Origin of the sequence: Halomonas citrativorans, assembly GCF_900163645.1 — a bacterium.
Taxonomy (GTDB): domain Bacteria; phylum Pseudomonadota; class Gammaproteobacteria; order Pseudomonadales; family Halomonadaceae; genus Vreelandella; species Vreelandella citrativorans.
Window position 1 is genome coordinate 80,751 of the sequence record NZ_FUKM01000014.1, and the last position, 20,414, is coordinate 101,164.

The 20,414-nt window shown below is 52.4% G+C and carries 23 protein-coding genes and 1 riboswitch; of the genes, 8 read left to right on the forward strand and 15 right to left on the reverse strand.

Annotated features, from left to right (window positions below):
• Nucleotides 1–221: 221 nt before the first annotated feature.
• Nucleotides 222–488 (reverse strand): DksA/TraR family C4-type zinc finger protein, encoded by a 267-nt coding sequence (locus tag CZ787_RS03675; RefSeq protein WP_087106287.1) that lies wholly within the window; start codon nt 486–488, stop codon nt 222–224.
• Nucleotides 489–670: 182 nt separating this feature from the next.
• Here CZ787_RS03675 and CZ787_RS03680 point away from each other — a divergent pair, with 182 nt between their 5' ends.
• On the forward strand, nt 671–1,438 hold the full coding sequence (locus CZ787_RS03680) for a class I SAM-dependent methyltransferase (RefSeq protein WP_087106290.1): 768 nt from the start codon (nt 671–673) through the stop codon (nt 1,436–1,438).
• 109 nt (nt 1,439–1,547) lie between these two features.
• On the opposite strand, the gene CZ787_RS03685 is transcribed toward CZ787_RS03680, so the two are convergent.
• Both CZ787_RS03685 and CZ787_RS03690 read right to left on the reverse strand, forming a co-directional pair.
• On the reverse strand, nt 1,548–3,206 hold the full coding sequence (locus CZ787_RS03685; protein ID WP_087106292.1) for a methyl-accepting chemotaxis protein: 1,659 nt from the start codon (nt 3,204–3,206) through the stop codon (nt 1,548–1,550).
• 157 nt (nt 3,207–3,363) lie between these two features.
• Nucleotides 3,364–4,425: an NAD(P)-dependent alcohol dehydrogenase gene (locus CZ787_RS03690; protein WP_087106294.1), complete on the reverse strand. Its 1,062-nt coding sequence runs from the start codon at nt 4,423–4,425 to the stop codon at nt 3,364–3,366.
• Between the two features lie 206 nt (nt 4,426–4,631).
• Between CZ787_RS03690 and CZ787_RS03695 the strand changes: the two genes are divergently transcribed.
• A complete protein-coding gene (locus tag CZ787_RS03695) occupies nt 4,632–5,525 on the forward strand; it encodes an AraC family transcriptional regulator (protein WP_087106296.1) in 894 nt (297 codons plus the stop codon).
• Between the two features lie 46 nt (nt 5,526–5,571).
• Here the strand turns inward: CZ787_RS03695 and CZ787_RS03700 are convergent, their stop codons facing one another.
• Complete coding sequence (locus CZ787_RS03700; RefSeq protein WP_087106298.1) at nt 5,572–5,997, reverse strand: VOC family protein; 426 nt, start codon at nt 5,995–5,997, stop codon at nt 5,572–5,574.
• A 130-nt stretch (nt 5,998–6,127) separates the two neighbouring features.
• Here CZ787_RS03700 and CZ787_RS03705 point away from each other — a divergent pair, with 130 nt between their 5' ends.
• The gene (locus tag CZ787_RS03705; protein WP_087106300.1) at nt 6,128–7,003 is read left to right on the forward strand and encodes a LysR substrate-binding domain-containing protein; all 876 of its coding nucleotides are present in this window, start codon (nt 6,128–6,130) and stop codon (nt 7,001–7,003) included.
• Nucleotides 7,004–7,100: 97 nt separating this feature from the next.
• Here CZ787_RS03705 and mqo read toward each other — a convergent pair whose 3' ends face one another.
• A complete protein-coding gene (gene mqo / locus CZ787_RS03710; RefSeq protein WP_087106302.1) occupies nt 7,101–8,804 on the reverse strand; it encodes a malate dehydrogenase (quinone) in 1,704 nt (567 codons plus the stop codon).
• 142 nt (nt 8,805–8,946) lie between these two features.
• On the opposite strand from mqo, the gene CZ787_RS03715 reads away from it, so the two are divergent.
• Complete coding sequence (locus tag CZ787_RS03715) at nt 8,947–9,165, forward strand: DUF3820 family protein (protein WP_087106304.1); 219 nt, start codon at nt 8,947–8,949, stop codon at nt 9,163–9,165.
• A 2-nt stretch (nt 9,166–9,167) separates the two neighbouring features.
• On the opposite strand, the gene CZ787_RS03720 is transcribed toward CZ787_RS03715, so the two are convergent.
• The 6 genes from CZ787_RS03720 to CZ787_RS03745 form a co-directional block, all read right to left on the reverse strand.
• Nucleotides 9,168–9,509, reverse strand: a complete 342-nt coding sequence (locus CZ787_RS03720; protein ID WP_087106306.1) for a hypothetical protein — start codon at nt 9,507–9,509, stop codon at nt 9,168–9,170.
• Between the two features lie 96 nt (nt 9,510–9,605).
• The gene (locus CZ787_RS03725; RefSeq protein ID WP_087106308.1) at nt 9,606–9,968 is read right to left on the reverse strand and encodes a ribbon-helix-helix domain-containing protein; all 363 of its coding nucleotides are present in this window, start codon (nt 9,966–9,968) and stop codon (nt 9,606–9,608) included.
• 133 nt (nt 9,969–10,101) lie between these two features.
• Nucleotides 10,102–10,671, reverse strand: a complete 570-nt coding sequence (locus CZ787_RS03730) for a DJ-1/PfpI family protein (protein WP_087106310.1) — start codon at nt 10,669–10,671, stop codon at nt 10,102–10,104.
• A 126-nt stretch (nt 10,672–10,797) separates the two neighbouring features.
• Complete coding sequence (locus CZ787_RS03735; protein WP_254908556.1) at nt 10,798–11,067, reverse strand: metallophosphoesterase family protein; 270 nt, start codon at nt 11,065–11,067, stop codon at nt 10,798–10,800.
• A gap of 35 nt (nt 11,068–11,102) precedes the next feature.
• The gene (locus CZ787_RS03740) at nt 11,103–11,732 is read right to left on the reverse strand and encodes an NAD(P)H-binding protein (protein ID WP_087106314.1); all 630 of its coding nucleotides are present in this window, start codon (nt 11,730–11,732) and stop codon (nt 11,103–11,105) included.
• Between the two features lie 249 nt (nt 11,733–11,981).
• Complete coding sequence (locus CZ787_RS03745; RefSeq protein ID WP_087106316.1) at nt 11,982–12,596, reverse strand: flavin reductase family protein; 615 nt, start codon at nt 12,594–12,596, stop codon at nt 11,982–11,984.
• Between the two features lie 103 nt (nt 12,597–12,699).
• Between CZ787_RS03745 and CZ787_RS03750 the strand changes: the two genes are divergently transcribed.
• From CZ787_RS03750 to CZ787_RS03760, 3 genes are all read left to right on the forward strand, one after another.
• Nucleotides 12,700–13,647 (forward strand): D-2-hydroxyacid dehydrogenase family protein, encoded by a 948-nt coding sequence (locus CZ787_RS03750; RefSeq protein WP_087106317.1) that lies wholly within the window; start codon nt 12,700–12,702, stop codon nt 13,645–13,647.
• A 71-nt stretch (nt 13,648–13,718) separates the two neighbouring features.
• Nucleotides 13,719–14,135 (forward strand): alternative ribosome rescue aminoacyl-tRNA hydrolase ArfB, encoded by a 417-nt coding sequence (arfB, locus tag CZ787_RS03755; RefSeq protein ID WP_087106319.1) that lies wholly within the window; start codon nt 13,719–13,721, stop codon nt 14,133–14,135.
• Nucleotides 14,136–14,161: 26 nt separating this feature from the next.
• Nucleotides 14,162–14,362, forward strand: coding sequence for a DUF1289 domain-containing protein (locus tag CZ787_RS03760; protein ID WP_087106321.1), 201 nt, complete (start codon nt 14,162–14,164; stop codon nt 14,360–14,362).
• Here the strand turns inward: CZ787_RS03760 and CZ787_RS03765 are convergent.
• The 4 genes from CZ787_RS03765 to CZ787_RS03785 all read right to left on the reverse strand — a co-directional run bounded on the left by CZ787_RS03765 (nt 14,346) and on the right by CZ787_RS03785 (nt 19,357).
• Nucleotides 14,346–15,416, reverse strand: a complete 1,071-nt coding sequence (locus tag CZ787_RS03765) for a proline racemase family protein (protein ID WP_087106323.1) — start codon at nt 15,414–15,416, stop codon at nt 14,346–14,348. The two genes, CZ787_RS03760 and CZ787_RS03765, sit on opposite strands and share 17 nt — an antisense overlap.
• 22 nt (nt 15,417–15,438) lie before the next feature.
• Entirely contained in the window at nt 15,439–16,593 is a 1,155-nt protein-coding gene (locus CZ787_RS03770) for a zinc-binding dehydrogenase (protein WP_087106325.1), read from the reverse strand.
• A gap of 80 nt (nt 16,594–16,673) precedes the next feature.
• On the reverse strand, nt 16,674–17,642 hold the full coding sequence (gene corA, locus CZ787_RS03775) for a magnesium/cobalt transporter CorA (protein ID WP_087106327.1): 969 nt from the start codon (nt 17,640–17,642) through the stop codon (nt 16,674–16,676).
• Nucleotides 17,643–17,971: 329 nt separating this feature from the next.
• Nucleotides 17,972–19,357, reverse strand: coding sequence for a sodium:solute symporter (locus CZ787_RS03785; protein ID WP_087106329.1), 1,386 nt, complete (start codon nt 19,355–19,357; stop codon nt 17,972–17,974).
• A riboswitch (TPP riboswitch) is annotated at nt 19,347–19,451 on the reverse strand. (Overlaps the previous gene by 11 nt.)
• A gap of 266 nt (nt 19,452–19,717) precedes the next feature.
• Between CZ787_RS03785 and CZ787_RS03790 the strand changes: the two genes are divergently transcribed.
• Nucleotides 19,718–20,410, forward strand: a complete 693-nt coding sequence (locus CZ787_RS03790; RefSeq protein ID WP_087106331.1) for a hypothetical protein — start codon at nt 19,718–19,720, stop codon at nt 20,408–20,410.
• Nucleotides 20,411–20,414: the final 4 nt, after the last annotated feature.

A 20,414-nucleotide genomic window follows, 5' to 3' on the forward strand; every position in this document is an offset into this window, starting at 1 on the left:
CAAACACCAGGGTTTGTACGAAAAGTCGCTGAGCGAAGGCCAGATAAGGCAAAAATCAGCGAAAAAACGGAGTTTACATGTGTAAATGAGTATTTTGAGCTGATTTTTAACGCCGTATGGTCGAGCGCAAGCAGTTTTCGTACAAAGCCTAGAATCGCACAGCCGCACGCTAATAGCCTACTGCTAAACGCTTTTATCCCATAAGCGCAAACATGGGCTTGCTAGCGAAGCTGGCTGTCTTTACTGCCTCGGCGATTATAGCTGCTAGCGTTCGACTGTTTTTTGTCGTGCTCGTTCTGGCAAACAACGCACAGCCGAACCCCTGGGACTGCAATGCGGCGCGCTTCAGGAATCACCTCATCGCACTCCTCACAATACTTACGGCTTTCGCCCTGCGGCAGCCGACTGCGGGCAAGCTCGACAGCATCATCCAGTGTTCTTTCGATTTGCTCTTGTTCGGCACCCTCTTTTGCCCATCCGCCTGCCATTATTGAACTCCCTACTCGCTAGTTTATCTATCAAGGTAGCAGCTATCGGTAGGCCACGAATATTCCACTAATGAAATCGCTTAGCGTTAAGAAATTTTCCTTACATACAAGGATGTTGTAGCGCTTCAGGCTATACTCTTTGATAATCCCCTGATGAAACATAACGATGCCAGGAAGCTGCCATGAATAACATTAAATCTGATGCCTCTGGTCAAGAGTGGAATGCCGGGCAATATGCGGAAAATGCCCATTTTGTTCCCAGATTGGGCAGTGACGTCGTAAAGCTGCTCTCGCCACAACCAGGCCAGCGCATTTTGGATCTGGGCTGCGGCGACGGCGTATTAACCGAACGTTTAATGCATCTTGGTGCTGATGTATTAGGCATTGACTCATCAGAGGAAATGGTGACAGCCGCCCGCCAACGCGGCGTTACCGCTCGCGTTGTTGATGCCCATGAGCTTCCGTTTGACCACGAATTTGATGCCGTTTTCAGTAACGCCTCACTTCATTGGATGCTGGATCCTCAAGCTGTTCTTTCTGGTGTTAAGCGTGCTTTAAAACCGGGTGGGCGGTTCGTGGCTGAGTTTGGCGGGCACGGTAATGTCGCGGCTATTTGTACCGCGCTTATTGCTTCGCTTCAGTTTCGGGGTATTAGCGCTCGCGGTCGGCACCCCTGGTATTTTCCGACCACAGAAGAGTACGCGCACCTGCTGCAAACGGTTGGTTTTCAGATAGACTCAATTGAGCTGCTTCCACGTCCCACCGCGTTACCGGCGGGGATGGCAGGCTGGCTTGAAACCTTCGCCAATCCGTTTTTACATGGATTAGAAGATGACCTTCGAGACTCAATTATGGATAACACCATGATTCTTCTTGGTCATAGCTTAAAAGATGGCCAAGGAAACTGGACAGCAGATTATGTCCGCTTACGCGTCTCAGCCCACGTATAACCTGTTACAGGCCGCCTGCCAGAGCAACATGCTTGTAGCCCTGGCAGGCATCCAGCCCCCGTTCTTAAAACATCTAGAGTAGTTAAAACAGTTAAAACGGTTAAAACGGTTAAAACGCGTCCCACTCCTCAGTTGCCCTCTCTTTAGCAATACTCTCTTTACCAACACTCTCTTTTACGACGGCTTTTTTCGCAGGTAGTTGGTTTGATGAGGTGATAGGCGCCTGCTCATCTAGCCGAAACGTCGCTATCAACGTGGCTAATTGTTGCGCCTGATCTTCAAGCGCGCTGGCTGCACTACTGGTTTGTTGCACCAGGGCAGCATTTTGCTGAGTGACCGAATCCATTTCAGTGAGTGCGGCATTAATCTGTTCAATGCCCCCATCCTGCTCACGACTTGCCGTGGATATCTCGCTCATCAACGTGGTTACCTGCCCAATCGCCTGCACCGTTTGTTGAATCGTATGTCCACTGCGTTCAGCCTGTTCCGCGCCGCCGTTAATTTGTGATGTTGTTTGCCCAATCAAGTCACGAATTTCTTTGGCAGAGGCGGCACTGCGCGTAGCCAACGAGCGAACCTCACTGGCAACAACCGCAAACCCACGCCCCTGTTCCCCGGCTCTAGCAGCTTCAACCGATGCATTAAGGGCGAGAATATTGGTTTGAAAAGCAATCGAGTCAATAACCCCGATAATGTCGTTAACGCGGTTTGCGCTGGATGCAATGTCACGCATCAACTGTACCGTGCGCTGCACTTCTTCGCCGCTAGCTTCCGCTGATTGAGAAGCAGCAATCGACAGCTGGTCTGCAGTGTGAGCGGTTTCTGCGTTTTTGCTTACGGTCGCTGACATTTGCTCCATGCTGGAAGCTGTTTGCTGCAGCGCAGATGCCTGCTGCTCAGTGCGCGAAGAGAGGTCCTGACTTCCCGATGAAATATCGCCCGCGCCATTAAAAACGCTCTCGCTACTACTGCGTAGAGAGTGCACCAGTGCTTTCAGCTTGGCCTGCATGTCCGCCAGGGCGCTGAACAATTGGCCCACCTCGTTACGCCCTCGCGCTTCAATGCGGTCGGTCAAATCTCCTTCGGCAATGGTGGCAAAATGCGCTATTGCCTGGTTAAGCGGGCGCACGACGCTGTGCATCATGGCCATACGGATAATAGTAGCGGCCACTAACGAAAGGATGAGCAACGCTAACGCAATCACGCCGACCGTTTGGGTCAAATTCCCCACCTGCTCGATCACGCGCTGTCCCCGCGCTTCGGTGTAAGCGATAAAATCGTTCATGGCCTCATCCAGCCGTACACCACTCTCGCCTAATTCCTCCTGGTGACGCTGCACCTGGAACGGCGGAGCCTCCAGCAGGGGCACAATGCCGTCGGTAACAAATGCCTCGTAGCTTAAAACAACAGCCTCATGGTAGCCGGCAAGCTCACTTTCCTCTGGCACCGACAACGCACTGAATTCATCAAAATTCGCTTGGGCCATTGCTACGGCATCAATCGCCAGTTGGAGGCTTTCCAGGCCTTTATCAGGATTGCCTTGCGTACTGAAGCTTGCAAAACGGTCCAGGAACGTTTGTGCTCTGAGTGCATTGACTTGGGTACGGTTGGCAAGACTGGTTAACCGAACATTGACATCGGCTAACTCCTCAAGCGCTCGGCCGCTGGTGTGATTGGCATAAAACCCCAATCCACTTATCAGTCCTATCATCAATACCATCAACGCGAGCGCTGCGGTCAAAGTCCACTTAATAGAGAGATGTCTCATCCAGTTGATTCCCTTGCCGTTTATGGTTGTTCATTACTATCGGCAAGAGTAAACCAAGCTGAAGTACTTTATGTGCCACTATCGACCTATGTATAACTAAAAGGTATAAAAAAACCCACCATGGCTCAGGCCACGATGGGTAAATACCGACGCTTTTTTAAACAGCGGTATTTTTAAGGGTTGCCATATCAATCACGAAACGATAACGCACATCGCCTTTCGCCATGCGCTCAAACCCTTCGTTGATATTATTGATATCCAACATTTCGATATCACACGTGATGTTTTGCTCGGCACACAGCGTTAAAAGTTCTTGTGTTTCAGCAATGCCACCAATTAAAGAACCTGCCACGACACGACGCTTGAATACCAGATTGAAGGCTTCAATAGGAGGCTCGATAGGCTCCAGCAAACCAACAAGAATATGCGTACCGTCGTATTTAAGCGCCTTTAGGTAAGGATTTAGGTCGTGCTGAACGGGTACGGTATCCATCATGAAGTCAAAGCTCTCAGCCACGGCTTCCATCTGTGCTGGGTCGCTTGAAACCACCACATGGTCGGCGCCATTACGCCTGGCTTCTTCTACTTTGGCATCGGAACGGGTAAAGACGGTCACTTCTACGCCAAGTGCTTTGGCCAGTTTCACAGCCATATGGCCCAAACCACCCATACCGATAACGCCCAGCTTATGTCCTTTGCCGATACCAAAGTGCTTAAGCGGCGAATAGGTAGTGATACCTGCGCATAAAATAGGGGCTGCAGAGGCAAGGTCGATGCCATCAGGCATGCTCAACACAAAATGTTCGCTCACCACGATGCTATCGGAATAGCCGCCCTGGGTAATCGTGCCGTCCTGGCGGTCTTCACTACCGTAGGTCATGGTGGACCCTTCCTGGCAGTACTGTTCAACGCCATCGTTACAGGCACTACAGGTGCGGCAAGAATCAACCATGCAGCCAACGCCAACTAAATCGCCTGCTTTAAAACGGCTCACCTGACTGCCTACCGAGGTTACTCGGCCTACAATTTCATGCCCCGGCACGACCGGGTATTGGCTCATACCCCAATCGTTCTGAGCAAAGTGCAGGTCGCTATGACAAACACCGCAGTAAAGAATTTCTATGGCGACATCATCGGCACGCGGTTGACGACGCTCGAATGAAAAAGGCGCTAACGGTTTATCCGCCGCAAAGGCAGCGTAGGATTTAGCTTGGCTCATCAGATAAAACTCCTTAAATCGGTGATCCTCGTGACCGTGAGGACGCCTGACCATTATTCGCCGATTAAACCGCAATAACGATGAGCGAAGCTCCGTATTTTTTGCCTATTCCTACAAATCACTGTGATAAAATAACAAAAATAAGCCGATATTATGGCACTATTATCCGAAGTCACTCATTTTTTGCACGTTTATGGCAGGTCTTCATGAGTTCGTTGCTTCCTACCTACCCGCCCTTGGCGCGCACTATTGCAGCGCTAACCAAGGCAGACGGCATCACCCAGACGCATCTACCGGGCGTCTCGCTGCTCTGCCTTAGGCGCCACCAAGTGCGCACTCCGCTACTGTACGAGCCCAGCCTGACCGTTATCGCCCTGGGCCGGAAAGTGGGCTATCTGGGCGATCGTGAAATTCACTACAATCCCGGCCACTACCTGGTACAGACCCTGCCGCTGCCGTTTGAGTGTGAAACTCATGGCTCACCCGAAGCGCCGCTGCTGGGCATTTCGGTAAAGCTGGATCCTGCCCTGTTAAGCGAGATGGTCATGACCATGGGCGATACCGGCGCACCCGCTCTTTCTCCCAAGCCCATGGCGTCGGTTGCCATGACAGAAGGAATGCAGGATGCCGTTGCCCGCTTGGCAGACACGCTGAAATGCGAAACAGAGTGCGCGGTCATGGGGGTGTCGCGCATCCGCGAGGTGATCTTCGAGGCGCTGAAAGGAGAGCAGGGGCCCGCACTCAGGGCGCTGGTGAACGGCCAAGGGCACTATTCACGCATTGTGCAGGTGCTATCGAAGCTTCACGTAAGCTTCGCCGATGAGTTTACGGTTGAACAATTGGCTCAGCGAGCCAGTATGAGCGTTTCGACGTTCCATCACTATTTCAAGCAGATTACTCGCGTCTCGCCTGCCCAGTACCTGAAGCGGCTACGGTTGATAAAAGCCCAGCAGCTTCTGTCGCAACAGGATCATAATGTCAACCAAGCGGCCTTGGCGGTCGGCTATCGTAGCGTGCCGCAATTCAGCCGTGACTATAAACGCTACTTTGGCGAATCTCCCCTGCAACATCGCCGCCAGGAGCAGATGCTGCAAGGGTAGTTATCGCTTACTTGGCTAGCTCACTTGGCGAAATTACTTTGCAGACTTACTTTGCAAATATTTGGCTCTTGTCCTTGAACGCCTTGAACTCTAGCGCGTTACCACAGGGGTCGAGCAGGAACATGGTGGCTTGCTCGCCCACTTCACCTTTAAAGCGTACGTAAGGCTCGATCACAAAAACGGTGTTGCGTGACGTCAAGCGCTCAGCAAGTGCTTCCCACTCATCCCACTCTAAAATTACGCCGAAATGCGGCACCGGTACGTCGTGGCCATCTACCGGGTTGGTATGAGCATTCTCTTGGCTGGGCGTTTTAGGGTGGCCGTGAATTACCAGTTGGTGACCAAAAAAGTTGAAGTCGACCCAGTTGTCACTGGAGCGCCCTTCTTCCAGACCAAAAACGTCGTTGTAAAAAGCCCGGGCTAGCGCTACATCGTAAACCGGGATGGCCAGATGAAAGGGGGAAAGGCTCATAGTGGTCTCCTGCTCGCTATCGTTATGTAATGAGTGACACAAAGTGCCAACCCGTGATGATCATCCTAGGCCGAGCTTTATAAAAATAAAATCAATATCTTTTTAGCTCATTCACAAATATTATTTATCAATGATAAGAGAGCTTAAAACCCTAACAGCCGTTGCTCAAGAAGGCACCTTTGCCTCGGCAGGCCAGAAAATTGGCTTAACGCAAGCGGCTGTTAGCGCACAGATGAAGCGGCTGGAAGAACAGCTGGGCGTTACCCTGTTTGCCCGAAAAGGGCGTGCGGCGGTATTAACGGCGCAAGGTCAGGAAGTTCTTCATCAGGCGCATACCCTCTTAGCCCTTTACCGGACACTTGGCGAAGCCAATACCGACAAGCCTGCGAGCACGCCGGTGAACATAGGCGCTATTGCCTCCATTCAGCGCTCGCTACTGCCCAGTGCTTTGGCCCGTTTTCACCGAGCCTATCCCGACTGCCGAAGCCACGTGGTGCCAGGGCTCTCCATGGCGCTGGTCAATCAGGTGGATGCAGGCGAGCTTGATATGGCGGCCATTATTCGCCCGCCTTTCTCACTGCACAGCGATTTACGCTGGACACCACTGGCCCATGAACCTTACCGCCTAATAGTCCCGGCCTTAACGGAAGGCGATGATTGGCGCGAACGACTCAGCCACGGACCTTTTGTGCGTTACGACCGCACCTCGTTTGGCGGCCGCCAAGTCGACCGCTTTTTACGCGCCCAGCACTGCCATGTGCATGAGCTGTGTGAAGTGGACGAGCTGGATACCATTATCCAATTGGTGGCCAACGGCGTGGGCATTGCCCTGGTGCCAGAAGTAGCCGCCCTGCAGCCCTGGCCACCAGCGGTGCGCGCCATCCCGCTGGGTGAACATACGTTTCATCGGGATGTAGGATTGATTCATCGCGCAAGCAGCCAGTTAAGCGCCCCAGCTCGCGCGCTTGCCCAACTGATTTGTGAAGCTGCCAATCCCCACTATTGAATCCAAAAAAAACGCTAGCCCCTTAAAAAGGGGCTAGCGTTATCGACCGCACCTGACATGACACGCTAGTGCATTCAGGGCTTAAGCAGGCAAAACCTTACAGAGCAACTTCCTCTGTTTCGGCGTCCTGCTCTTCGCTTTGTGTATCAGCGTTTTCGTCAGCGCTGCTTTCATCACCGGCATCAGCGGCTTCTGATTCAGGCTGCGCGTTTTCAACTTCCGCTTGAACGTCTGTATCTGTTTCAGCAGCATTCATCGGCTCGTTCAGCTTAAGCGCTTCTGCCGTGTATACCCGCATTTCACGCAACAGCTCCGGGTTTTCAGAAAGGCGCTGGCCGTAAGACGGTACGATTTCGGTCAGCTTTCCCTGCCACGCACCGTTTTGCACTTGCTCAGTAAACACGTTTTCCAGCAAATGCAGCATAATGGGTGGCGCAGTTGAGGCACCGGGTGAAGCACCCAGAAGTGCGGCGATTGAGCCGTCTTCAGCACTTACCACTTCGGTACCAAATTGCAGCAGGCCGCCACGTTCAGGGTCGTTCTTGATGATTTGAACCCGCTGACCGGCGGTCCAAAGCTTCCAATCATCGCTGTTCGCTTCAGGGAAAAAGTCCTGCAGCGCTTCAAAGCGGTCGTCATCGGACATCATTACCTGACCCACCAGGTAGCTCACCAGATTGAAGTTATGCAACCCCACCTGGGTTGTCGGCCAGATATTATTAAATGTCATGGAGCCAAACAGGTCGGTCCAGGAACCTTCTTTCAAGAACTTGCTTGAAAAGGTGGCAAATGGACCAAAGAACAGCGCAGGCTCGCCATCCAGGTTACGGAAGTCCAGGTGTGGAACCGACATCGGCGGTGAACCTTCACCGGCTTTGCCATACACCTTGATCTGGTGCTGGGCGACAACGTCAGGGTTGGTGGTGTAAAGGAACTGGCCACCCACCGGGAAACCGGCGTAAGCGTCCGCTTCAGGAATACCGGATTCCTGAAGCAGCGGCAGCGCAGCACCGCCCGCACCAATGAACACAAACCGTGCATCAACGCTGGATTCATCACCGCTTTCCAGGTTTTTGATCGTCACGTGCCAGGTATCGTCGTCATTACGCTCAAGGCCGCGCACTTCACTGTTAAGCGAAAGCGTGAAGTTATCGCTATCGCCTAAGCCTTCGATCATCTGGCGAGTCTGCGCGCCGTAGTTAACTTCCGTACCCATCTGCATACGGGTCGCGGCAACCGGCGTATTCTCATCACGGCCAGCCATCACCAACGGCATCCACTCAGCGATTTCCTGGCGATCTTCCGAGTATTCCATGCCTTCATATAGCGGGTTTTCAGTCATGCGTGCATAGCGTTCGCGCAGGAAAGCAACATCATCTTCCCCCCATACCAACGCGTGGTGCGGCACTGAGTTGATAAAGGCTTTCGGGTCGCTCAAGATGCCTTGGTCAACCTGGTGGGCCCAGAACTGGCGGGAAATTTCAAACTGCTCAGTAACGTTAACCGCACGTTCAATTTCAACGTGGTCACCATCACCTGGCGTATAGTTCATTTCCATGAAGGCAGAGTGACCGCTGCCTGCATTGTTCCAGGCGTTGGAACTCTCTTCAGCGACCTGGCCCAAGCGCTCGTAAAGGTGGATATCCCAGTCGGGTTCTAATTCTTGAAGATAGGTACCTAGTGTGGCGCTCATGATACCGCCACCAATTAATACAACATCAACAGGCTCATCCGCCGCAACGGGCATCGCTGCAAACGCTAAGAGCGGTGTGCAGAGTAAAAAACGTAAATGTTTATGCATGTCATATCCTGATGATACAGAAATAACTTGCCGAAGCTGTAAATGCCCGACATCGAGGGGGTATTATTTGTCGACCAAAGTCTAACAAAATTACATCTTTTCGGAAACCAGCGCGATAGATAAGCCCAAAGGAAAGTAAGACATGAGACCTGAAGACCTTGAAAAACTGGTAACCCGCACGATGCCGTTCGGCAAGCACCAGGGCTGGCTGATTGCTGATTTGCCTGGGCCATATCTTAACTGGTTTGCACGGGAGGGTTTTCCATCGGGAGAGATTGGCCAACTGCTGCAATTAATGCAGGAAATTGACCATAATGGGTTAAGCGACTTGCTGGACCCGTTACGAAAGCCGCCTAAATAAGGTTACGCGTTTGAGCGCGACGCCAATACCTGCTGATATTCATGACGATACGCCTTGGCATGTTGCGTGGTGTCATCGGGAAAGCGCCCCAGCGCTACGGCCAGCTCAAAAAAACCAGCGGCGGGCATATTATCGCCCCGGCGGCTTACCACCAGCGCGGCGATAAACGGCTGATGGGTAGCAGCATCATCGCGCATAAGCTGCTCTAGCGCCTGAGCCACCCGCTGAATAGTACGTGGAGGTGTCAGACCCAACGCCACAGCCACTTGCTGATAGGTGATCGGTAATGTTTTTTCGGGTGCCGTGGCGAGTAATTGGCGCACCGCAGTGGCAACATCTGTCATAAAAATCCTGTTAATGTCTGTCTCACGTACTGTCTCACCTGCTATCTCACGTACTGGCTTTATCGCTACTCGCTTTAACGCTGAGGCGGTCAGTGATTAGTGAACCTGGCTGCGCCTGGATCGGCCTTCACGCACGAGAATCTCCTCAGCATCCAGCGTCGCAATCGGTATCTCATGATGAGTGGGAATATCTCCCGTTAGTTGAAGCGCCTGATAGCGTAGCGCACACACGCGTAAAAACGAGGTGAAGTTACCCAGGTCGTGTCCGGCATCGATAGATTCATGATACAGGCGAGTAATCAGTTGAGCCGTATTCATACCATCACGCGTGGCGATCTCTTCCAAAATGAGCCAGAAGTAGTGCTCCATTCGCACGCTCGTCACCATGCCATCAATACGCAGTGAATGCGTCGCGCTGGACCATAACTCAGGATTAGCGTGAATAAAGAGTTTGCACATGGGTGTGATCTCTTAACGTTCAGGTAAGCCGTTAGCATAGCGGGCAAATACACTACGCGCCTAATGTCTGTTAGGTGCATGTCGGTTAGGCGCGTAGGCTTTGCTTTGTATGATTACGCTAACGACCCAGCGCTCACTGGTTTAGCAGCGCCATAAATTGAGCAAGCCAAGCTGGGTGGGCTGGCCAAGCGGGCGCCGTCACCAGATTGCCATCGGTTACCGCCTCATTTACCTCAATGCTGGCGAAATGTCCGCCTGCCAACTCAACTTCTGGCTGGCAAGCCGGGTATGCAGAACACTGTCTGCCTTTGAGCACGTTTGCAGCGGCTAGCAATTGCGCGCCGTGGCAAATCGCAGCGACAGGCTTATTGGCTTCAAAAAAGTGCCGAACCATCGCCAACACATCCTGATTCAAGCGTAGATATTCCGGAGCACGCCCACCGGGCACCACCAGCGCATCATAATCGGCGGGATCGATACGCTCAAAATCGGCATTGAGTGCAAAGCGGTGGCCAGGTTTTTCAGAATAGGTTTGATCACCTTCGAAATCATGAATCGCTGTCGCCACGGTGTCGCCCGATGCCTTGCCAGGGCAAACAGCATCAACCTGATGACCAACGGCCATCAATGCCTGGAAAGGAACCATGGTCTCGTAATCTTCAGTAAAGTCGCCGGTAATCATCAGAATGCGCTTGCTGGTCATCTCCGTACTCCTTCTTGTTTTGTCGTTGCGCACACATTGCGTGTGCCACACAAGCCTAGCAAGCGCGTTTTCGATAGCGGTAGTACGCCATTACTACACTGATTTTTTTATAGCGAAAACACGCGGTCAAACCGGCAGATGCATAATGACACGCTTTATGTGGCACTCTTCAAGCCATAATTTGCCAAGGGTAAGGGGAAGCTTAAATCGGCGCTTTCCCGCCGCACCAGGATTAAAGAGCAGACGATCCTCCTGCCATTCATCGCGGGGCTTATGAGAGTGGCCGTGCAATACCACATCACAGAGCGTCGCTTCATTAAAATCAACAAAGCGATGTACCAAGTGTAGCCGCCAACCATTCACGGTAAGCGACTGGGTGAGCGGCAATGACGCCAATAGGCGCTTCAATCGTTAATATGTGATACTCAGGCTCAACGCACCAAGTCACTAATACGTTCCTTACCGTTCAAGAGCGTGAACTCCTTGTCTTTCAACGTAGGTGTTTTCACAACGTGCAGCAAGGCATGGGCAACATCTGCCCGGGTAATGGATTGTTCGGGGGATGCCTCCATCGTCCCGGCAAACCCGTGCGTTGCCTTCTCGTTAGTCAAGGGGCCTGGCTTAAGGATGACATGGGGAACCTTGGCAAAACGTAGATGGCTATCCGCTGCAAACTTGGCGGCCATGTAAGGGCGCATCTTTTCGGGTGCTTCAAGCGGATGTTCTGCACGAATAGCACTCACCATGATATAGCGATCAAGCCCTTTCTCACTGGCGATATCAGCGGCTCTGATAGCACCATAAAGGTCAATTATGAGCGTTTTATCCGGTCCAGTATGCGGGCCTGAGCCAGCAGCAAAAATCACCTGATCGCAATCCTCGAAGGCGTGTTCAAACTCACCCTCAAGATCAGCAACAATGATGGGGATCTGACGCTCGCTGAACCACTCTGCTTGGCTTTCATCCCGAATCATTGCCTTAATCGGCTCCCCAGCCTGTTGGGCGAGTTCACAAAACTGTTTACCGATCTGCCCATTGGCACCTATTACTAATGTGGTCATGTTGCCTCTCTGGTTTACGTATATTCACGAGCTATTCATTAATTAGTGCAGCCACAGCTTGGAGAATCAAGCCTTGAGCGTAAAACAGCGAACGTGCTTAGAGCACGCTTGCTGAAAGAAAACACTGCAACAGTATTAAGCTAAACGTGTAGGTGTCTTGTGTTGTGGCAACGACAGTGCAGGTCTCATGCATACTCATAAGGTACTGGGCTCGGACCAGACCTGGTAGGCCAAGGCAAAAGCAGCTCCCTAAGCCGGGCGCTCAATAGCAAAGCGATCAGTGGCGCGAGCGTAGTCACTGCCCGCTAGTCGGCCAATCGGCTTGAGTAAATCGATATCCACGTGACGGCCATCCCATAGGGTGTCGTCAATATGAATAGAGACTATCTGCGCCAGCACGAGCGTACCTGCCAAAGGCTGGTCACCAAAGCGAATCAGATCATAAAGCTTGCAACCAAAGGCAACTGGGGATGCAGCAATGCGTGGCACTGTGACGCCTGACATTAGAGTTTTCTCAAGCCCTGCAAGCGTAAACTCATCTTCCTCTCTGGGCAGGCTGGCACTGGTTGTATTCAATGCTTCAATCAGCGCTTCACTGCCAACATGCACTACGCACTCCGGCAACTCCTCTAGATTGCGCAGGGTATCTTTAGGCTGCCCACTGCCATCCAGAAGTGGCGAAAAGGCCAAAACAGGCGGGGTTACACTTGCCACATTGAAAAACGAAAAGGGGGCAAGGTTGTCTTTCCCGCTGACATCCTGCGTGGCCACCCATGCAATCGGGCGAGGGCAGATACTTCCCGAGAGTAGACGGTAAATCATGCCAGCACTTAACGGGGAATCCTCTAATAAGTAATCGCTCATTCGTTGATCCTTGATTGCCTAGCGTGAGAGTAGTATCACCTTATAACAGCACGCTATCGGCGCTGCTTTTTTCGATGATCTTACACCGACCAAGGACCTGCCAATGAATATCGTGATTTCTGATGACTACCAGGACTGTGTACGCCATTTGGATGCCTATGCAATGCTCAACGGGCACAACGTAACTATTTATCACGATACGCTGACCGATTTTGAGGCGTTGGTGGCACGGTTTTATCACGCGGATGCGCTTGTATTAATTCGTGAACGTACCCCTATCACTTCAGCGCTGCTTGAACGCTTACCCAATTTAAAAGTTATTAGCCAAACCGGGGGCGGTGCGGCCCATGTCGACCTAAAAGCGTGTCAGCGCCAAGGCGTTACCGTTATGACGGGTAAAGGCTCGCCGCACGCGGCGGCTGAACTAACCTGGGGGCTGGTACTTTGCGGCATGCGCCACCTGCCTGAAGAAGTAGAAAACCTTAAAGCTGGCCGCTGGCAACAAACGCTGGGCACTGGGCTAAAAGGCCGCACAATGGGGATTTTTGGCTTGGGGAAAATTGGCAGCCTAGTGGCCCGCTACGCGCAGGCATTTGAAATGAACGTACTGGTATGGGGGCGCGAAGGCACCAGAGCACGAGCCATGGACGCCGGATTAACGGTTGCCGAGAGCCAGCAGGATCTTTTTAAACGTGCCGATGTGCTTAGCCTGCATCTGCGCCTAAACGATGAAACGCGGGGTATTGTAACCGCCGACCATTTGGCCTGCATGAAACCCACAGCGCTTCTGGTAAACACTAGCCGCGCACCGTTAATTGCATCAGGTGCATTAGTCAGTGCCCTCGAAGCAGGCAGGCCAGGACGCGCGGCGGTTGATGTTTTCGATAGCGAGCCGACCTGCGACGATCCACTGCTTACCCTGCCCAACTGCGTGGCGACGCCTCACTTGGGTTATGTCGAAAAAGATAGCTACGAGCTCTACTTTGGTGACGCGTTTGCGAATGTCGTCGCGTTTAGCAACGGTGAGCCGGTCACTAATCTCGCCTCTTGAATCCCGTCGCTGCGACCACCTCTGTGTCAAGTGTGCTAGCCTTATTACTCACCTGTGACACAGAGGACCTGATGCTCACTATTTCCAACCATGTTGCCTTGGCCGACTGGGAAATTGATATTAGCCAAATTCGCGCTCAGGGTGCAGGCGGTCAGAACGTCAACAAAGTGGCGTCAGCGGTACACCTGCGCTTCGATATTTCACGCTCTACCCTACCGCCGTTTTATAAAGAGCGTTTAATGGCGCTTAATGACCAGCGCATCAGTAAAGAGGGTGTGGTGATTATCAAGGCGCAAAGTTATCGCACGCTGGAGCTTAATAAAGAAGATGCCCTTTCTCGCCTGAAAGAATTGATCACCAGCGCGACTCGGCAGCAAAAGGTACGCCGACCGACAAAACCCACCAAAGGCTCCCAGCGACGTCGCGTTGACCATAAGACCCGCAAAGGCAAAATCAAATCGCTACGTGGTAAAGTTTCCTCTTCGTAAGCGCTATTGAGTCGATTGAATTTCGCATGACCACCGTTTCCCGACCGCTCTCTCCTTGCATCCAGCACTGCCAGCTAGACACGACAAATACGTGCCAAGGCTGTGGCCGTACGTTGGATGAAATTGCCTATTGGGGCCAAATGACCGAGGCCGAAAAAGCCCCGGTCTGGGAGCGCCTGGAAGCGCAGGGCTATATCGCGTTAGCCGAGATTAGCCACCCGACGTAACAGAGTAGTGATTAACAGAGTGACGGTCGCTCAAAATATGGTGCAGCTCACCGCAAGAAACCAGAGGGTCATCACAGTTGATCACAATATCCGACTGAGCCAGCACATAGCTGCGCCCGGTAATCGTGTTTTCAACGACCTGGTAGGCGCCTTCCTGATGAGTCCCTGTAAACGTGCCAATAAACCCGGTTTCACGTAACGAGACCGTTTCCAGTTTATCCCCTATGTTGAGCCGACCTTCGTAGTTCATTAACGCTAGCCTGGCGGAGGTGCCGGTACCGGTAGTACTGCGACAAATCACACCGGGGTGCACGTACGTTGTTGAACGTGAGCGTACATAGCCTTCACCCACTTGCTCTTCGGGGCCCATAAAATGCAGGAAAGGCAGCGGACCTACATCACCCAGTGTGTAGTGGGAAAAGCCACGCTGAGCCTGCAAGGCCTCAACAATTTTATGCGCGCAGGCCGAAAGCGCCTGCTCTTCCTCACGAATAAGCTTAAAACCAAGCTCGGCAGCATCCACTAGCGCGTAAAAGCCACCGCTATAGGCGACGGAATACGTCACTGTGCCGATACCAGGCACTTGGATGGTATCGCGGTAGGTGTCAATGTAGCTGGGTAAGCCTTCACAGGTAACCGACTCGACCACGCCGTTATGCACACGCGCTTCAATATGTACCAGACCTGCCGGGGCCTCCAACGAAAAATGCTGAATGCCTTCCTGCTTAGGCACAATCCCACACTCCAGCACGGCGGTTGCCGTACACAAGGTATTGGAGCCTGAATAGATCGGGTAGCCCATCACTTCCATAATGATATAACCCGCTGCGGCCTCGGGGTGCGTCGCTGGCACCAGCAAATCCACCGACATCTCTGGAATACCGTAAGGCTCTTCCAGCAGCAAGCGACGCAAGCCATCGGCATCGTCGCGCAGGTACTCCATTTGCTCCCGCACCGTGGCGCCCGGCAGAGCATCAATCCCGCCCGTTACGATTCGGCTGACATCGCCACCCGCATGAGTATCCATTAATTGAAGCGTATGGATATTTTTCAAAGGCGTTGCTCCTGAGCGTTTGTTAGAGTGCAAAAGGTGCGCCGTGAGTATCCCACTGCGCATCCGGAACAATGACAATTTTGCCGAGATAATTGCTGCCCCGATTAACAAAATAGCGCTCGGCGTCATGCAGTTCAGAAAGCTTGAACGCCGCATGGAGAACAGGCTTGAGTTCACCACTACGGATCCAGGCGATTAGCTGCTCGGCTTCTTCACGAGTACCGTGAGAAACGCCAAATATCTGCACCTGGTAAAGGTAAATGCGCGTCCACATGATCTCACTGAGATTACCGCCGCTGGCCCCGGCTATGGAAAGGCGCGGATAGGATTGGCGGTGCTGCATATCAACAATCATGGTATCGATAAACAGGTCGGTCATCTCGCCGCCGACCAAGTCCATCACCGCATCAATCGGCTTACCGCCAGTGGCTTCTAAAACGCGCTCAACAAAGGTCGGCAGGTCGCCCCGGTCAATGACAGCTTCGGCCCCTAATGCTTGCAGCGCAGCGGCTTTATCAGGCTGGCTAACCGCATAAGGAATGGCACCGACAATACGGCACAGCTGAATGAGTGCGGTACCCACGCCACCGCTGGCACCGCTTACCAACACGCGCTCGCCAGCCTTGATGTGTGCCGAAGTCATCATATGGTACGCCGTTTGATAGGAGCACATGCCCATCGCGGCTAGCTCAGCGTCGCTGAGTTCGGGATTATCAATGGAGTGGAACTGGTCTGCAGGTACCGCAATATACTCAGCGTAGCCGCCATCAGCCCCATGGCCGTAGTAGTCGGGAGTTAGATTGATATCCCGGCGCTCATCCGCATAAATATTGAAATCAAGCAGGCCACGCTGGCCAATCCGCTCGGCATCCACGCCTTCGCCTACCGCTACGATACGCCCGGCTACATCAGCCCCCTGAATACGCGGAAACGTTAGGGTGGGCGTACCGCCCATGGCAAATGAAGTGACATCACCCTTCTCTTTCGTAGGATATAGACCTTCACGCGCTTTGCGATCGGTATTGTTTTTCGCAGTCGCCGTCACTTGGACCAGAACATCACCTGGGCCGGGTGACGGCGTTTTGACGTCTTCACGATAATGCAGTTGTTCGACGCCACCATGCCCGACCAAGAGCATGGCAGCCATCGTAGAAGAAACGGCGGTAGTTTCAGGCATTGTCAGACTCCTTGATACAAAGGAATAAGATGACTTGTCGACCATAACAAACTCTTGCTGCCGCTTAAAAGCCTGCTGAACTAGAACCAGCCCTTTCGCCTGAATAGCCAAATCAGTACGCCGCCGACTCCTGCCATAATTCCTAAAATAAAAAAGTAACCGTAGCGGTAGTGCAGTTCCGGCATGTAGTCAAAGTTCATCCCGTAGATACCCGCAAGAAACGTTAACGGAACAAAGATCGCCGTAATGACCGTTAGAACGCGCATTGTAATGTTCAGTTGGTGCGACGAGATTGATATGTAACCGTCTACTAAATCACCGCAAATGTCATAATACATCTGAGTAAGCGTATAAAGCCGCTCAAAGCGTTCAGCAACATCATTAATGGCATGCAGCGTTTCACGCTCCTCACGCGGGACGTGTTCATAGTCGTAGACGGTTAACTCTTGAGTAATCCCTTTATGATAATTAAACACGCGCCGCATCTTGACCAAGCGAGAGCGGTACATGGTAATTTTGCGCATTAATACATCGTTGCCGTTTTCAAGTAATTCGTCTTCTAAATCGCTTAACTCTGCTTCAAACTCAAGCAGGCTATCGATGTAGTACCCGGCAGAGCTATACATCACCTTGAGCGCCACCTGCTCCGGTGATTTCGCTAATAACGTCTTACCGTGCTCCTTAAAGAGCCACTCAATGCTCATGGCAACGCCTGGATGTAGCGTCACTAAAAAGCGCTCACCAATAAAAAAGCAGACCTGCTGAGGAACAAAGTTTAGCTTGGCATCAAAAGATGAAATACCGCGATAAATAATCAGTGCGTGGTTATCAAACTCTTCTATTTTGGGTGGCACGCGCTCCTTGTGGGCGTCCTGAATAGCCATGGGGTGACACTCAAACTTACCCAGTAGCCGCTCAGCAGATTCTTCTGATTCCCCCTGCATATCGATCCATATATGACTGTCAGGGGTATTCTGCCATGTTACAAAAAGCTCTTCGTTCCCTTCATGAGTTTCGCCATCAGGGGTAGTCAAAATACTGCGAATCATAACTGTCCTTGGTTCCAGGGGCTTACTTAAGCAGGACTTTCTTGGGCAGGCCTTCTTGATCAAGGCTTTCTTAAGCAGATATTACACGACACGCACCTGAGCTTTGTCAGCTCGTTTGGCGTCAACCAGGGTAACCGTAGCGGCAGAAACGTCCAGAGCCCTCACTGCAAGGCGAGTAATGCGATCGAAGACGGGCTCATTGGCGTATCGAGCAACTCAAGCTCATAAAGCGCCTTCAGGCGTCCATTTTCGTCTGACGGCATGGGATAGTTCATCAAATACTTCACCCAAGTCAGTAGGTGTTTTGTTCAGCATAGCGCGAAATAATTTTACTGCTCAACCGGCTTCGCACTCGTTATATACGCCAACAGTACGCTCACCACCGTGGAGGCTAACAACGCACCTAGAAACGGCGCTAGTGTGGGCACACTGCTCGGAAAGCTTGCCGCCATTATCCCTTCACTTATGCTGGCGTGACTAACCCACCCAGGCAAGATCGCACCCAATAGGCCCGCCATGCCGCCACCGACAGCTGCAAGGGGCGTCATGCGCCGCCATAAGCCCAGCAGTACGGGCACCACGGTTGCAGCGCAGACTAAATCAGCGATTAAAAAAAGACGTAAAACAGACACTCCTTGAAGCGCGACAACCACGACAGGCACCATAAGCAAAACGGTCATCCAGCGTGTGAGCGCTATGGAAACGCCAGGCTGTTCACTGCGCGATACTATCAGTGAGGCAATACCGCTTTGTAGCGTATCTACGCTGGATGCCACCAATGTGACGGCAAGCACTAGTGCTGTTATAGCCAGCCAGGGTGGCGCGTTATTGAGCAGCGCAAAAAAAGGCATGGGCGGTTCGCCCAGCGGAACACCGTTCATGGCAGCAAGCATACCCAAACCGCCAATCACCATAACGATCATGACCGTGGCGATCCCTCCTACCCAAGCCCCGCGGGCCAAGCTGTGGTCATCACGTGCCGCCCATACCCGCTGCCAGTAGCCCTGGTGAAACAAGTTCGCGGCGGTAACCGCAATGACAAGCGTTAGAGCAACACTAAGCGCATCAGAAGAGGCGATAGAGGGCCATGCCGCACTACTCGGCATGGCAGGCAAGTGCCAAAGGGTGACGCTGGAAACCACCACTAACAGTGCAAGCAATAGCCATGCCTGCCAACGGTCAGTGGCCAGGCTTGCGCGTAGCCCACCGCTTACCGTGTAAAGCAACGTAGTGAGCGTTACTCCAATAATCACCCAGCTCGACGGAACATCAGAAAGCAGTGAGGTGATTGCTCCAATAGCGGTTAATTCAGCAGCTAAAAAGCAGGCCATATACACCACGGAAACCAGCGTTACCCAGTGGCGCACTCCGCGCCCATAGCACGCCTCGGCAAACTCAGCGATGCTCCGTCCCTCAGGGAGAGCCCGGCGTATAGACGGACCATAAAAGCCAAGGATGATAAAAGGCAGTGAGGAGCCAAGGGCATAGCCTGCCAAGGCCAATGGGCCAATAAAAGCGCCAATTTCTGGCGGTGCAAACAAAATCCAGGCTCCCATACCAGATGCAACAAAAGAGAGCCCTAGCGTGGTGCTGGTTTGTGAATTACGAGCGCTAACAAAGTCATCCAATGAGCCTTTACGCCCACGGGCTTTAAGGCCTAAAAATGCAAAGCAACAGAGCGCCGCGCCCAGCACGGCTGACGTTAGGTATGGCATGTCGCACTTCCTCCGCCGGTACTAACCGGTTCAGGTTCCAGGGTCTGCGTCATAGCATTCTCAGCCACACAACGTGGCTCCCCTGGCGACAGTGAATTGAGAGTGTATCCTGATATAAAGCGAGCTAACCGTCAAAATGAGTGGCTACTCGCGTGTATCCTAGCCGCTAAATAGCTAGCAGGAAAACGACTTACTTCTGCTATTCATTCGCTACAACGTTGTCTAGACTAACAAAAGCTGCTGTAAACATGAGCCAAAGCGTTACAAAACAAAAGTAGCTTACTGCCATTAGTGTTATAAAACATTAATGTTATAAGCGTCGTACAGGAGAATAAGCGACGCGCTTACAGGAAAACCACTATGTCATACACCGAAGCCAAGGAGCATACGCAAGGGCGGCTCAATGCTCTGTTTGCTGACCCCTACCGTGCGTTTGAAAACAATACCGATGAGCGCCAGCTTCACGTTCGCGTAATGCTTTATATGCTGCTGGCCCGCCCCATGTCACGAGGAGACATGACGCTACGCGTGATTCATGGCTGGGAGAACGGTAGCTGCGAGCCCGGCGACCTACAGCATGCTGACTACGTTTTAAATACACTAGATGATGTAAAGCGCGCGGTAAGAGACTTCGACCAGGCCTCGAAGCAAAACGCCCCGCTGCCCTCTGAAGACCCAGCTATTTTGGCGATGCCTTTAGCAAATGTGATCGCCGATGCCAAAGCCGAGGGGCAAGAGGTCACCGACGATATACCCAAAATGCCCGCACGCTGGCCTGCGCTTGAAGGCGGCTTAGCGCTTTATACGCTTTTCAAAATGTATCACCGGTTGGTTTATGGCGAGGACGATGTCTACCGCTGCTCCCAATGCCAAACGGCCTTAGGCCCGCGTGAAATTCATGAATTTCATCTAGAGGAGAGTGAGTTCGCCCTTTTAGTGCCCCTTGTCGGACAACCAAAAGAGGCGCCGTCTCTACTCGTATTGCATGAAAGCCAACTTAAGCCGATTGAAAAGCTACTGGAAGAAAGTTTGAGCCTGCTGAATGATTTTTAAGCCT

Bases quoted from the DNA above. Each gene is read 5' to 3' on its own strand.
- CZ787_RS03700 (WP_087106298.1), bottom strand. From the start codon at position 5,997: ATGAGCCTTTCCCCCTTTCATCTGGCCATCCCGGTTTACGATGTAGCG.
- CZ787_RS03730 (WP_087106310.1), bottom strand. From the start codon at position 10,671: ATGACCAGCAAGCGCATTCTGATGATTACCGGCGACTTTACTGAAGAT.
- CZ787_RS03740 (WP_087106314.1), bottom strand. From the start codon at position 11,732: ATGACCACATTAGTAATAGGTGCCAATGGGCAGATCGGTAAACAGTTT.
- CZ787_RS03750 (WP_087106317.1), top strand. From the start codon at position 12,700: ATGAATATCGTGATTTCTGATGACTACCAGGACTGTGTACGCCATTTG.
- CZ787_RS03760 (WP_087106321.1), top strand. From the start codon at position 14,162: ATGACCACCGTTTCCCGACCGCTCTCTCCTTGCATCCAGCACTGCCAG.
- mqo (WP_087106302.1), bottom strand. From the start codon at position 8,804: ATGCATAAACATTTACGTTTTTTACTCTGCACACCGCTCTTAGCGTTT.
- CZ787_RS03745 (WP_087106316.1), bottom strand. From the start codon at position 12,596: ATGAGCGATTACTTATTAGAGGATTCCCCGTTAAGTGCTGGCATGATT.
- CZ787_RS03770 (WP_087106325.1), bottom strand. From the start codon at position 16,593: ATGCCTGAAACTACCGCCGTTTCTTCTACGATGGCTGCCATGCTCTTG.
- CZ787_RS03715 (WP_087106304.1), top strand. From the start codon at position 8,947: ATGAGACCTGAAGACCTTGAAAAACTGGTAACCCGCACGATGCCGTTC.
- CZ787_RS03685 (WP_087106292.1), bottom strand. From the start codon at position 3,206: ATGAGACATCTCTCTATTAAGTGGACTTTGACCGCAGCGCTCGCGTTG.
- CZ787_RS03705 (WP_087106300.1), top strand. From the start codon at position 6,128: ATGATAAGAGAGCTTAAAACCCTAACAGCCGTTGCTCAAGAAGGCACC.
- CZ787_RS03690 (WP_087106294.1), bottom strand. From the start codon at position 4,425: ATGAGCCAAGCTAAATCCTACGCTGCCTTTGCGGCGGATAAACCGTTA.
- CZ787_RS03680 (WP_087106290.1), top strand. From the start codon at position 671: ATGAATAACATTAAATCTGATGCCTCTGGTCAAGAGTGGAATGCCGGG.
- CZ787_RS03695 (WP_087106296.1), top strand. From the start codon at position 4,632: ATGAGTTCGTTGCTTCCTACCTACCCGCCCTTGGCGCGCACTATTGCA.
- corA (WP_087106327.1), bottom strand. From the start codon at position 17,642: ATGATTCGCAGTATTTTGACTACCCCTGATGGCGAAACTCATGAAGGG.
- CZ787_RS03675 (WP_087106287.1), bottom strand. From the start codon at position 488: ATGGCAGGCGGATGGGCAAAAGAGGGTGCCGAACAAGAGCAAATCGAA.
- arfB (WP_087106319.1), top strand. From the start codon at position 13,719: ATGCTCACTATTTCCAACCATGTTGCCTTGGCCGACTGGGAAATTGAT.
- CZ787_RS03720 (WP_087106306.1), bottom strand. From the start codon at position 9,509: ATGACAGATGTTGCCACTGCGGTGCGCCAATTACTCGCCACGGCACCC.
- CZ787_RS03790 (WP_087106331.1), top strand. From the start codon at position 19,718: ATGTCATACACCGAAGCCAAGGAGCATACGCAAGGGCGGCTCAATGCT.
- CZ787_RS03725 (WP_087106308.1), bottom strand. From the start codon at position 9,968: ATGTGCAAACTCTTTATTCACGCTAATCCTGAGTTATGGTCCAGCGCG.
- CZ787_RS03785 (WP_087106329.1), bottom strand. From the start codon at position 19,357: ATGCCATACCTAACGTCAGCCGTGCTGGGCGCGGCGCTCTGTTGCTTT.